This is a genomic window from Adhaeribacter soli (genome assembly GCF_008727925.1).
GTDB classification, from domain to species: Bacteria; Bacteroidota; Bacteroidia; order Cytophagales; family Hymenobacteraceae; genus Adhaeribacter_A; species Adhaeribacter_A soli.
In genome coordinates, this window is the sequence record NZ_VTWT01000007.1 from 289,654 (window position 1) to 302,685 (window position 13,032).

Annotated in this window: 9 protein-coding genes; 6 read left to right on the forward strand and 3 right to left on the reverse strand. The window is 50.1% G+C overall.

All coding sequences use genetic code 11. The annotated features are described in order from the left end of the window. The first annotated feature begins 19 nt into the window (after positions 1–19). From pafA to F0P94_RS14240, 3 genes are all read left to right on the forward strand, one after another. Positions 20–1,678, forward strand: a complete 1,659-nt coding sequence (pafA, locus tag F0P94_RS14230) for an alkaline phosphatase PafA (RefSeq protein WP_225307226.1) — start codon at positions 20–22, stop codon at positions 1,676–1,678. Between the two features lie 167 nt (positions 1,679–1,845). Continuing rightward, the gene (locus F0P94_RS14235) at positions 1,846–2,412 is read left to right on the forward strand and encodes an inorganic diphosphatase (RefSeq protein ID WP_150904559.1); all 567 of its coding nucleotides are present in this window, start codon (positions 1,846–1,848) and stop codon (positions 2,410–2,412) included. 86 nt (positions 2,413–2,498) lie between these two features. Beyond that, entirely contained in the window at positions 2,499–3,179 is a 681-nt protein-coding gene (locus F0P94_RS14240; protein WP_225307227.1) for a DUF6766 family protein, read from the forward strand. Positions 3,180–3,218: 39 nt separating this feature from the next. Here F0P94_RS14240 and F0P94_RS14245 read toward each other — a convergent pair whose 3' ends face one another. After that, positions 3,219–4,166, reverse strand: a complete 948-nt coding sequence (locus F0P94_RS14245) for a hypothetical protein (RefSeq protein WP_150904560.1) — start codon at positions 4,164–4,166, stop codon at positions 3,219–3,221. Between the two features lie 48 nt (positions 4,167–4,214). Between F0P94_RS14245 and F0P94_RS14250 the strand changes: the two genes are divergently transcribed. Next, positions 4,215–5,057, forward strand: a complete 843-nt coding sequence (locus tag F0P94_RS14250; RefSeq protein ID WP_150904561.1) for a UbiA family prenyltransferase — start codon at positions 4,215–4,217, stop codon at positions 5,055–5,057. Positions 5,058–5,492: 435 nt separating this feature from the next. Here the strand turns inward: F0P94_RS14250 and F0P94_RS14255 are convergent, their stop codons facing one another. After that, entirely contained in the window at positions 5,493–7,016 is a 1,524-nt protein-coding gene (locus F0P94_RS14255) for an NAD(P)H-hydrate dehydratase (RefSeq protein WP_150904562.1), read from the reverse strand. A gap of 62 nt (positions 7,017–7,078) precedes the next feature. Next, the gene (locus F0P94_RS14260) at positions 7,079–9,541 is read right to left on the reverse strand and encodes a DUF5686 and carboxypeptidase-like regulatory domain-containing protein (protein WP_150904563.1); all 2,463 of its coding nucleotides are present in this window, start codon (positions 9,539–9,541) and stop codon (positions 7,079–7,081) included. 561 nt (positions 9,542–10,102) lie between these two features. On the opposite strand from F0P94_RS14260, the gene F0P94_RS14265 reads away from it, so the two are divergent. Together F0P94_RS14265 and sdaAA are read left to right on the forward strand one after the other, a co-directional pair. Beyond that, complete coding sequence (locus tag F0P94_RS14265; RefSeq protein WP_150904564.1) at positions 10,103–11,512, forward strand: thioredoxin-like domain-containing protein; 1,410 nt, start codon at positions 10,103–10,105, stop codon at positions 11,510–11,512. 535 nt (positions 11,513–12,047) lie between these two features. After that, the gene (sdaAA, locus tag F0P94_RS14270; RefSeq protein ID WP_150904565.1) at positions 12,048–12,956 is read left to right on the forward strand and encodes an L-serine ammonia-lyase, iron-sulfur-dependent, subunit alpha; all 909 of its coding nucleotides are present in this window, start codon (positions 12,048–12,050) and stop codon (positions 12,954–12,956) included. The last annotated feature ends 76 nt before the right edge of the window (positions 12,957–13,032 follow it).

Here is a 13,032-nt window from a genome sequence, read left to right on the forward strand (position 1 = left end):
TAAATTCCCTGATTATCTGATGCGTAAGTTTTTCTTCCCTTCCTTTTTTCCGGTTTTGGTTTTTCTGGCCGGAATGTTACCGTTTTTCAGTTATGCCAAATCCAAACCCCTCGACCGGCCGAAACTGGTGGTTGGCATTGTGGTTGACCAGATGCGTTACGATTTCCTGTACCGGTACTGGGATAAATACGGCAACGATGGTTTTAAACGCCTCTTAGGCGAAGGTTTCAGCTTTGAAAATACCCAGTACAATTACGTGCCTACTTATACCGGACCGGGCCATGCTTCTATTTACACGGGTACCACGCCGGCCATGCACGGCATTGTAGCCAACGACTGGTACACGCGGAGCACCGGTAAAAACTTGTATTGCACCGAAGATAAAACGGTGAAATCGGTGGGCAGCACTTCGGTATGGGGCGAAATGTCGCCGGCAAGCTTAATGGCCAGCACCATTACCGACCAGCTTCGCCTTGCTACCAATGCGCGCTCCAAAGTGATTGGCGTTTGCATAAAAGACCGCGGTTCTATTCTGCCGGCCGGCCACATGCCGACTGCCGCTTACTGGTACGACGGCACCGTGGGCGGCTGGATCACGAGCACGTATTACGCGCAACAGCTGCCGGAATGGGTACAGCAATACAATGCCCGCAAAGATGCCGAAAAGCTGCTGAGCCAACCCTGGAGCCCGCTTTTGCCACTAAACCAATACACCGAAAGCTCACCGGACGATAATGAATTCGAGAATCCGTTCAAAGGTGAAACCCGCCCGGTATTTCCGCACGACCTGCCGAAGCTTCGCGGTAATTCCTTTGATTTGTTGCGGCAGACGCCGTTCGGCAATACCTACACCAAAGATTTTGCAAAAGAAATTCTGAAGCAGGAGAAAATGGGACAGGGCGAATTTTCCGATTTCCTGGCCCTGAGTTTTTCTTCTACCGATTACGTAGGCCACCAGTTCGGGCCGAATTCCGTGGAAGTGCAGGATACCTACCTCCGTCTGGACCGCGACATTGCCGATTTTCTGAAGTTCCTGGATAAGCATGTAGGGAAAAAGAATGCGCTGGTATTTTTAACTGCCGACCACGGCGCGGCGCACGCGCCTAACTTTATGCTGAGCCAGCGCATGCCGGCCGGAAGCTATGGGCCCGGCGTGATTAAAGATTCGGTGCAGCAGTTCCTGAACCGGCAATACGGCAAAGGCAATTACATCAGCGCTTATACGAACCACCAGATCTACCTCGACCATGCCTATTTAAGAACCCGGAAACTGGAAGTGGCCGACATGCAGCGCAAGATTGCGCAATATTTACAGTACTTCCCGGTTTTAATGCGCGTGGTAACCGGCGAAGAATTACGGATAAACCAGTGGGAAGCCGGTTTGGCGGGCATGTTCCAGCGGGGTTTTCTGGCGAACCGTTCCGGTGATGTGTTACTGGCATACCAACCGGGCTGGCTCGAAGGGTATGCCGGACCCATGCTGAAGGGTACTACCCACGGCTCCGCGGGCCGCTACGATACGCACGTGCCGCTGATCTGGTACGGCTGGAAGGTGAAAAAGGGCAGCAGCCCCGAAGAAGTTTACATTACCGATATTGCCCCTACGCTGGCGCAATGGCTTAAAATTCAGGAACCTGACGCTTGTATTGGCAAACCCTTGCAGGATAAGATGAAATAGTAGTATCTTTGCAGCCGTTTGCCGCAAAAAATAGGTGCAAATTCAACTTTTTCAGGCTTTTAAGTACCGTTTGGGAACCACAACGGGAAATCTGAAGTTGGCTGTTCCGGTTATTGCGCTAACAATTGCAACGAAATATTGAGTTTATAAATACGCTTTAGAACTAAATGGAAAATTTTAACCCATGGCACGCGGTGCCTTACGGCGAAAACGCGCCACAGGAAGTAACGGCCATTATTGAGATTCAGAAAAAATCGAAAGGAAAATACGAACTGGACAAAGAAAGCGGCATGCTGAAACTGGACCGCGTGCTGTTCTCTTCCATGCATTACCCGGCTAATTACGGCTTCATTCCGCAAACTTATTGCGACGATAACGACCCGCTCGATATCCTGGTGATCTGCTCGATCGATATTCGCCCGATGACCCTGGTGGAAGCTAAAGTTATTGGCGTAATGCAGATGATCGACAATAACGAGGAAGACGATAAGATCATTGCTGTGGCTGCCCACGACATGTCTGTGAACCACATCAACGATATTTCGGAGCTGCCGCCGCACACCCTGCTGGAAATGCGCCGTTTCTTCGAAGACTATAAAAAGCTGGAAAACAAAGAGGTGATCGTGGAGAATTTCCTGGGCCGCGAAGCCGCTTTCGAGATCGTGCAACGCAGCATCGAGCTTTACAACGAAACGTTTCCGAAAAACGAAAAATCGGTTTCGGTAGAAAAGTAATAGGCTGATATTTAAATATTACTATTTAAACATATAACGGCTTTGTTCCTCTTCCGTAATTGGGGGGAGAACAAAGCCGTTTTTTTATGCCTACACATCCTCCCAAATCGCCAATGGTGCGGTTCTTCTATGAAAACAGCCTTTCGCTTACCGTTACCTTTTTTACCCTTGTAACCATTATCGGCCAGGCCATAACCGGCTGGAACGTTTATAACGAAGAGCTGGAAAAGCTGCACCGCGATCCGCTCACGCCCTTGCAGTACCTGAGTTCCGGGCACTTTATCGAAGCCTTATTTGAGAACTGGGAAAGTGAATTCCTGCAAATGGGGCTTTACGTGGTGCTTACCGTCTGGCTCCGGCAGAAAGGTTCTTCGGAATCGAAAAAACTGTATGAGAAAGAGGAAGTGGACCGCGAGCCGAAGCCGAAAAAAGATGCGCCCTGGCCGGTGCAGGAAGGCGGCATGTATCTGAAAGTTTACAAGCATTCGCTCAGCATTGCCTTCTTTGTGTTGTTTCTTATCTCCTTTTACCTGCATGCCTACGGCGGCGCGGAAGTGTATAACCTGGAGCAGATAGACGAAGGAAAACCTACCGTTACGGTATTAGGCTACATGGCTACTTCCCAGTTCTGGTTCGAATCGTTTCAGAACTGGCAGAGCGAATTCCTTTCCATTGTTTCCATTGTAGTGCTTTCCATTTTCCTGAGGCAGCAGGGCTCGCCGGAATCGAAACCGGTAGATTCCCCCAACTCGGAAACGGAAGAATAAGCGCCTGAAAAAGGGTATGCTTTAAGCTGAAAAAGCCGGTTAATGCTTCTCCTTTTTCTTTCTGAGTTTCCTGAAAATAAAATAGGCGGCCATGCCTACAAGTAACGTGGTTCCGGCCAAGGCTTTAGTACGGGTGAAGCTTGGGGATTCCTGTTCTCGGTTTTTTGTAAGGGCAGCATACTCGGTACTGGTTTCAGGCTGAAGGTTGAATAACTTTTGCAGGCTGGCAGCTAACGTATCAACGGTGAATTTTTGCCCCTGCATTTGGGCCTTATTTGCCGGTTGCTGATTTACCCGGATCTGAAGCTCGGCAAAATGATGTTCCGGCGCTTCGGTACTGTATTGGGCCAGGGCAATGCTTACCCATTCGTTGCCCTGGCGGCGCAAATACAAGCGTTTTTCCCGATGGGTGACTTCCAGTACCGGTTGTAAATTTTGAGCGCTTATATCGCATTTTCTCAAAAGCGAATCAAGTGCCGGACGGTCCTTAGCGCGCAACAGTTTCAGGAGCGGATGATCCGTAAAATTGGCGCCTTTGTCGGGTTTTCGGTTCTGCCGGAAGATGAACGTTTGGGTGGTTCTTTCCGCTTCGGGAACCAGGAATTGCAGCCTTTCTTTGCGCCCTTCGCCGGAAATAAAAAGCCGGTGCCGGAGCATCAATTCCTGCTCCAGCAAAGCTTGTTTTTCGTCGTCGAAATAAAGATCGATGATGTTCTGTTCCTTCACGTCGGAGGTAAAACCGGATGGGAGATTAGGGGCTGAATAGCGCAACCGGATCTTTTCCCAGGCAGCTGCTGCTTCCGGCTGAGGTAACCTAAATCGGTATTCGTAGCTCGTAAAAACCTGGTAACCGGGCAGGGCTTTCTTTGGTTTGGCAGCCTGACTATTATAGGCGGAAAGAGTGAAAAGCAGCAGGCAGGCAGCAACCCTGAACCACCTGCCTGGCACACCGGAAACGCGTCGATTTGTTTTGTAACTTTGGGGCATAAGGCTTCATCTGAGTAGGCCGCGCTTTTATACGTAACCGGGCAGGGATTGAAAAGAATAACCGACCTTTTCTTATACAGCAGTTTTTTTATTTCGCTGTGCGGGCTGGGCCTGGTGCTGGAAACTTGCCTGCTTACGCTGCAGCCGTTAAACTGGCCGGTAGCTTTTCTCATCTTTTTCGCTACCCTTTTCCTGTATAACCTCGATAATTTATTGCCTTACAAAACGGGGCAGCAAATGGTATTGTCGGAGCGGAAAAAGTGGCTGCTCGGGCACCGGAAATTCTTACTGGCCGTGGTCATTTTTAGCGGTATAGCCGCCTTGGGTTTATTCCTGTACCTGTTCCCGAAAATTCCTCTGGGGTTTATTCTGCCGGTTTTCCTGGTTTCGATCCTGTATTCCCTGCCGGTTATTCCCTATAGAGGTAAACGGATCCCGCTCCGCGATGTACCTTTTCTGAAGGTGTTTCTGGTTGCCCTGGTTTGGTCGGCGCTGACGGTAGCACTGCCTTTATTGGTTTCCGGCGAAAGCCTGGGAAGTGAATACAATTTGCTGCTGCTATTGCGCCGGTTCCTGTTCATTTTTGCCTTAACGCTGCTTTTCGATATCCGCGATTCCCGCAAAGACCGACTCGCGGGCACCATTACTTTTCCAGGCCGTTTTGGCAGCGTTTTTACGAAAGTATTATCCGGAATGGCATTGCTGGGGTTTATAGTGCTGGTTTTTATCTCGGAAACCGGTAGCGTTTTGCCGGCCCTGGCGCTTTCGGCGGTTGCCGCCGGGTTGGTGGTGTATAACGCGGAGGAAGACCGGCCGGATTATTACTTTGCTGTTTTAGCCGATGGCATGATGCTGCTACAGTTTTTAGTTGTGTGGGGGTTTAGTTGCTGATTTTTAGCTTAAGATCCTACCTTTTTATCTCTTCGTTTTTTCGTTTCGTCATCCCGAACGAAGTTGAGGGAACTTATGAGGCCAGTGGTTTGAGATTAAGCTGTAAGACAAATCTTGCTACGCTCGCTTTGTCATAGAAGTATGTATAAGTTTTCTCGGCTTCGCTCGAAATGACGAAATAGTTTGGCTGATTTTCTTAAGCAGAAAGAACCACCCTTGTCCTCAATGCCGTCAAGAGATACAAATTAAAAATGCTGTTTCGGACATCCGTGTCTGAAACTTATTCTGGTGCGGACATCTGTGTCCGCGTTTATGCATACGGGGACACGGATGTCCCCGGCAGATTGCCCCTGCCTCTCCATTAAAAGGAGGGGAACTCGAAAAACTAAATTTTTGCAAATTCGTCGGACAGGTTCTATTCTTAAAGTTTAGTGCTTAGCCCTCTGTTGCCCTTTCCCCGATCCTTTGAAAAGCCTTTCCCAAATAAGCAATGATGTCGCCGGCAATTAAAGCGGTTTCGCCTTTTTCGGCTTTGGCCAGGTCGCCGGCGAGGCCGTGGAGGTAGACGCCTAAAATGCAGGCTTCTTCCGGGGGGTAATGCTGGGCGCGAAGGGCGGTGATGATGCCGGTGAGGGCATCGCCGGAGCCGCCGGTGGCCATGCCGGGGTTACCGGTGGAATTGAAATAAAAATTGCCGGAAGGCGTGCCAATACAGGAGTACGCGCCTTTCAGGACTACGTAGCAGCGGTAGCGTTCGCAAAATTCGCGTAGCAATTCGAGTCGCTGAAAATCATCTGTGGCGGAGCCGGCCAGGCGTTCAAATTCTTTGGGGTGGGGCGTTAAAATGGTTTCCGGCGGAAGCTTGTTCAGTAATTTTTTGTCGGCGGCAAGCAGGTTCAGGGCATCGGCATCCAGTATTAGTTTCGCTTCCGCGTGGTCCAGCAAACCGGATAGAAGTTGTCTGGTTTCGCGTTGTTGCCCGATTCCGGGGCCGATCCCGATGGCGGAATACTTTTGCAGATCGGCAGGGAATTCGGTAAGGTGGCTTTCGGAAGGATCGGGTAGCACCATGGCTTCGGGCGCGGAGATCTGCAGGATCTGGTACCCGCATTCCGGAATGGCAACGCTCAGCAAGCCTACGCCGCTACGCAAGCAGGCCTGAGCAGTCAATACGGCTGCGCCCATTTTGCCGTAACTGCCGGCCATAAGAAGCGCATGTCCGAAGGTTCCTTTATGGCTGAACTTTGGCCGGCTCCGGAATATTTTGCTAACAGCTTCTTCGGTAGTGAAATGATAAGGCGTGCGTTCCGCATGAATGAATTCCTGGTTCAGGCCAATTGGGACCGTTTGCCAGTCTCCGGCAAATTCCCCGGTTTTCGGCAGCAGAAAAGCCAGTTTCGGCATTTCAAAACTTACCGTATAAGTTGCTTGTATGATAGGGGCATCTTCCGGCGAAGGAGAGTCGGTAAATAAGCCGGAAGGCACATCTACGGCAATAATTTCAATTCCGGAAGCATTTAAAAACGCTATGGTTTCGGCGTACAAACCTGTTAACGGCCGGTTTAAGCCGGTGCCGAATAAGGCATCTATAAAGCGGGATTTTTCTTTTTCAAAATGCGGAAGCCCACTAAGGGACTCATAACGCTGTACCGGAATTTCAGGCGGCAGCCGCTCCAGGTTCAGGCTGAAATCGGCGGAAAAACTGCTACCGGTTTCGGGTAAAAAGACGCGAACCGGGTATTGCTGCTGATGCAAGAGCCGGGCAATGGCCAGACCGTCACCGCCGTTGTTGCCGGGGCCGCAAAAGATAAGCGTTTCTTTTTCCGAAGTGAAATGCGCGGTATACCAGTTTACAAAAGCCGTGGCGGCGCGTTCCATTAATTCGCCGGGACCGAGTTTTTCCCTTTCAATGGTAAAGGCATCGGCTTCGCGGAGCTGGGCAGCAGTCAGGATTTTCATGGTACGGGAAAGAAGATTGATTCCGGAAAGCTAACGAAAATTCTGATGTTGCGGCCGGGAATTTAGAAAGTGACGGCGGCCGTGAGTACCAGGTTGAAATTGTCGAGCAGTTCCGGTTTGCGGTAAGCGCCGTAGCGGTAAAAGGCGCCCAGCCCTATAGACGAAAAGCCTCCTTTTACCAGGTCGTTCACCAGCAAGCCCGATTCGTAGAAGCCTTTTTCCATGGTCTTAAACCCTAAATTCTGGTGGCGTTCCCGGTCTTTCAGGCTGCCGTAGGCCAGATTGGTTACGGCAGTAAGGCTGGGAGCGAAGTTTTTGGATCTGTAAAGCAGCTTGCCGAAGTTGTGGCGCAGGTACAAAGCCGCATAGCGATCGGAAAGGAATTCGGTCGGGGCCATAGTCTGGAAGCCTTCGCCGGTATACACGCGGTAACCCGTATCGAAAGAACCGTTGCCGTTGAACAGGTTCGTGGCGGGGGCATTGCCTTGTACCAGGCCGCCGGTCAGGTCGATCCGGGTAGTGCCTAAGCTCTTGTGTTTAAAAGTTTTTTCGATGCGGGTGATGTATTTGTGGTAAGCGTATTCGCCGTTCAGCACATTCTCAAGGCCCTGGCGGTACTGCAACCAGACAACCGGATAGTTGGTGCCCAGCGAAATATTGTGGTTGAACATGCGCATAACCTGCTCCCGGAACGCGTACCGGGCTCCCGCTACGGCTTCGGTAAAATGAAAATTGCTGCTGAATTTATCGGAAGCAACCTCGTAGGTATAGCCGCTGGATGGACGTTTGTTTTCCTGTTGCAAACCGGTTTGCAGGTCGAGGTATTTCAGCACCCGCACCGACAGAAAAGCACTTTGGTGCGTTACTTTATCCATGTTCCGGACAATGAAAGGACGTAGGTTGTTGCTGATGAGCGGCGGGTTGTAAAACGGCAGCACCGTGCCGCCTGATTCCTGAATGTCTTCCGTGTGCGTCAGCGTTAATTTTAGGTTGGAAGGTTTGTAGAGGTTAAAGCTAAGGTCGGTGCCGTATTTCAGGGCTTTGTCGCGGAAGCCGTAACCGGCGTAACCCCCTAGGGAGAAAAAGCCGGAAAGTTTCTCGTTCGTGTGCAGGCCCAGGCCTAACCTTACGGTTTCGTAGCGGTTTATTTTGGCAATGTGGTTCAGGTCTATGGAAACCGGGCCTACGGGTACCTGCTTCGAGAAAATGGCTTCCATGATCCGGAATTTAGCGTCCAGGTTTACTTTCCGGCCCAGGCTGTCGAGGGTATGGTAGGTACTGCGTTCGAGGGCGTTCAGGGTATCGGGGCGGTGCTTAGCCCAGAAATCTTCGGGCTGCTTGTGCGCATCCGGATTCATTTTGATGGTAACCGCCTTAAAGTCGCGCCGCTTCAGTTCCGGGTTCAGGTTGATGTTGGTGTAATAGCTACGGGTGAAGGCTACGGGTTTGCGGTCGTTTACCAGAAGCGTTTTTACGATGTAATCGGTCGTAACCTGTACGGGGAACCACTTTTGGCCGCCAATTTTCTCGTAATGCTGCTGCAGGCGCACGCCCTGCTGTTCTTTTTCATTCGATTCGGCAATGATGTTTTCTACCGCCCAGCCGTCGCTGCTGATGTGCAGCTGCCCTTTCAGGCCTTCAAAATTCTTTCCTTCCAGCGGCTTATACGAAATGATGAAAATGGTATCGGCGCCGGCATAGGTGGTATCTTCCAGGCGGAAATCGTATTTTCTGGTGCTGCCTTCGCTGAGCGGACTGAGGAAGGTTTTGCCGAAGAAATTCACCAGTTCCGAATAAACCGAAAACGCTTTGCTGTCGGTGGAAAGCAGGGCGAAGGTGGGGTGCTGCAAACCGGAAATGCGCGTGGCCAGCACGGTTTCTTTATCCAGATCGGGTTTAATGAAGGCGTGATCGGCAATGCTTTCGGCCAGAAATAAATAGTTTTTGCGGAAGAATTCTTCCATTTCCTTGTCGTCGGCAGAATCAGCGGCGCTGGCTTTGGCGTCTGGCTTCCGGTTCGTTTTTTTGGGCTTTTCCTGCAGGCGAAGCGTATCGGTGAGGTTTACTTTTTCGGGGTCGAAAGTGGCTACGGTTTTGGTGTAGACCCGATAGGTGTATTGCGGCAGCTGCGCGGGATCGTTGTTTTTCCGGTTGGCGGTTGCCAGTTTTATTATGCGGTGCGCCGGATTAAAATTGGCCCGCACGGTAACTTCCTGCAGGTTGGTTTCGGCGGACTTCAGGTTTATGTTGAGGAAGTTTTCGGCGCCGGTAATTTCCAGTTTCAGCGGATCGTAGCCCAGGTAACTGAAAGTAAGCTGCCGGATGGGTTCTTTGCTCTTGATCTGGAATTTGCCATCGATGTCGGAAGTGGTGCCGTTCGGACCGTTGTTGATCAGAATGCTCACGAAAGGTAGCGGGGTGTTGCTGTTCGCGTCGCGGGTAAGGCCCTGCAAGGTATAGTGCTGTGCCAGTACAAGGTTATGCAAGCCAAAAAGCAGAACCAGAACCACCAGAATATTTTTCATAGTATTATTTTGAGCGTTACGGAACCTTAGATGCAAAGCAGGCAGCGGAGGTTGCCTGAAGTTATAAAAACCTGTGAGGGAACGAACTTCAAAATAGTGAAAGTATATTTTTGGCTGATTAAAATGCCGGAATTGCTTTTTTAGGAAGAATTGTTACCGTTTTGCCAAGTCTGAAAGCAGTGCTGATTCATTCTTCACGTTCGCTGGTCCAAGTTTGAGCGTAGCGGAAACTTGGACCTATAAATAATCTGAAGTTTGTAACTTCAGTGAGGCGACAGCCTCAAAAGGGCTGTTTCTACAATGATGAACCGGTAAATGACACTCCTATAACTCTTTTGAAAGCGAGAATCCGATAGAATGAATCGACCCTGAGACTGAAAGGGGACAGAAATTCGTTTGGGTAGCGGCAGCGTTCCGTGAAGTTTACTTGTTAGGTAAATATTATTGGTTCTTCTTGAAACGTTTTGCCCAAAAAATGCGACAATAGGAAATGGGGAATATCGTTTTGCGGTAATATCCCGTACTAGTTCCGACTACTCTAAACCTCACACGAATTTATTTATGAATACAGGCCGCGTAAACGCTCCCGAACTGCACTCCAAATTTGGCTGGCTCAACACCGACAGAGAATATTCCCTGAAAGAATTGCGCGGCAAATTTGTACTGCTCGATTTCTGGACGTTCGGTTGTATTAACTGTCAGCATATTTTACCCGACCTGAAACGCCTGGAACAGGAATACCCGGAAGAACTGGTGGTGATCGGGGTGCATTCGGCCAAATTCGACGCCGAAAAAAGCAGCGATACCATTCGCAAAGCCATTCAGAAATTCGGGATCGAACACCCGGTCATTAACGACGCCGATTTCAGCATTTGGCGCCAATACGCCATAAATGCCTGGCCCACCATTGTGCTGATAGACCCGGACGGAAAAGTAGTAGGACAACGGGCCGGCGAAGGCGTTTACGAGGTGGTGAAGCCGAACCTGGATTTTATGATCAAAGATTTCGAGGACAAGCTGAACCGGGAGATCATTCATTTCCGGAAGGAGGAAAAGGAAGGGAATGTGTTGCGCTTCCCCACCAAGATTTTAGCCCATAACGATACCGTTTTTGTAGCCGACAGCGGCAATAACCGCATCCTCCAACTGGACAGGGAAGGAAAGATGCTGGAAACGATCGGCTCCGGCCAGGAAGGTTTTGCGAACGGCAGCTTTGCCGAAGCTTCCTTCCATGAACCGCAAGGCATGGCCCTGGCCGGTAATATTCTGTACGTAGCCGATACCCGCAACCACGCGATCCGGAAAGTAGACCTGGTTTCTAAAGAGGTGCAAACGGCGGCCGGTTCCGGTAAACTGGGGTATTATTTCGGAAATGAAAAATGGGGTGTGCCGGTAGATCCGAATTCGCCCTGGGACTTGGTTATAAAAGAAAATACCCTCTACATTGCCAACGCCGGAAACCACCAGATCCTGCAAATGAACCTTAAAACCGAAGTGGTAACCCGTTTTGCCGGCACCGGTTCCGAAGCGCTCTTAAACGGCACCCTGCACGATGCAGCCTTCAACCAGCCCAGCGGCCTTGCCCTGAGCGGCGATAAACTCTACATTGCCGATGCCGAAGCCAGTGCGGTCCGCTGCCTCGACCTCCGCAATGGTTCGGTGAATACTTTATTGGGAAAAGGTTTATTCGATTTCGGGGATATGGACGGCGATGCGGATATTGCCTTGCTGCAGCATCTTACCGGCCTGACGGAAAAAGAAAACTGCCTCTTTCTGGCCGATACCTACAACGGAAAAATCAAGATCCTGAACCTGGAAAGTAAGCGCGTACGCACCTTAACTGCCGGGCTGTTCGAACCGAACGACGTGGAATTTGTGGGCAGGGAGCTTTGGGTTAGCAGTACGAACTCGCATGAACTTTACCGGGTGGATGCGGAAACAGGGGAGAAGAGTTTGATTGCGGTGCATTGAGGGGGTAGATCTTTTAGGAAGCTGAAAACCGCTTCTTTCCTTTTTTACACTAGTTTGAACCCACCCCTAACCCCTCCTAGGAGGGGAATTGATTATTCCAGGTTTTTCCCTGCTAACATTTGCCTTGGAAAAGGAGGGGAGTGCACAAGCTCTAAGTTTCTGCAAAACCGTTAGCTGCTCAAATAAATTCGCTTCTCTTTCTTACCAGAATTCCTCCGGCTCAACGTAGTTAGTTATGGGTTAGCCAATTTTCAATAATTCTGTTAATTCTAAAATTCTGGAAATTGGCTCCGCCGAACTTCGTTTCTGATTTCAGACTAATGTCCTGAAAATCTTTAAATCCTGAAAATCCTGATTCTGATTCTGACAAAAGCCAGGAAAGGGCAGAGTACCCTAAAAAGTGAATTTGTGAATCCGGAAAAACGTTCTGACCTTGTGTGGCGGAATGAACAAAGGTTCAGGAAGGCTGTTTTCGATTAAAATACCTGAAGCCTTCTTTCCCTCCCTTATTCTTTAATGCTCTGAATTTAGCGATATGTCTTTATTATTTAACGATTTTGCCTCCTGGCAGAAACATTGCGAGGAAACCGGCGAAGCCCTTTTTCAGCCGGTGCTCGAATATGAGATTACCCAGAAAGGCCGTACCGAGGAACTTATCTGGCAGACCATGGCGCAAGCCTATGCTGTGATGCAGGATGCGGTAAAAACCGGCCTTACCGAAAATATGACCTCCCGTTCGGGAATGGTAAATAACGGGGCGAAAAAAGTGGCTGCTTCGCCGGTTACGGTTTTGAGCCCGGAATTTAAAATGCTGGTAACGCGGGCACTGGGTGCCAAGGAAGTGAATTCCTGCATGGGCCGGGTAGTGGCAGCGCCAACGGCCGGAGCTTCGGGGATATTGCCGGGCATTTTAACCACGCTGCAGGATTTGCACAAACTCGACGACCGGAAAATTCACGAAGGTTTGTTAGTGGCAGCGGGTATTGCTTTGATCATTGAAACCAACGCTTCACTGGCCGGCGCGGTCGGTGGCTGCCAGGCGGAAACTGGTAGTGCGGCGGCCATGGGTGCCGGTGCCATTGTGTATTGCCTGGGTGGTTCTATCGATCAGGTTTTTGCAGCGGTAGCCATTACCATTCAATGTATGCTGGGCTTGATTTGCGATCCAGTGGCCGGTCTGGTGGAAGTGCCCTGCATTGTGCGGAATGCGAGTGCGGCGGCTATTGCTTATTCTTCGGCGCAAATGGCGATTGCGGGCGTAAACCCGGTAATTCCGGTAGACCAGTGCGTAATGGCCTTAGGCGAAGTAGGCCAAAGCATGGAAACCAAGTACAAAGAAACGGCCTTGGGCGGCCTGGCCAATACACCAAAAGCCCGCGAAATTGAAAAACTGGTTCTGGTGCAGGACGTGGAAATTCTGCCGGATGAAGATGCGGAAGTATAATTGAAAAGACACTGGTATCTGGATATTAGTATCTAGACTAAAACATATAATGAGACTTGTATTCACAAGACTACAT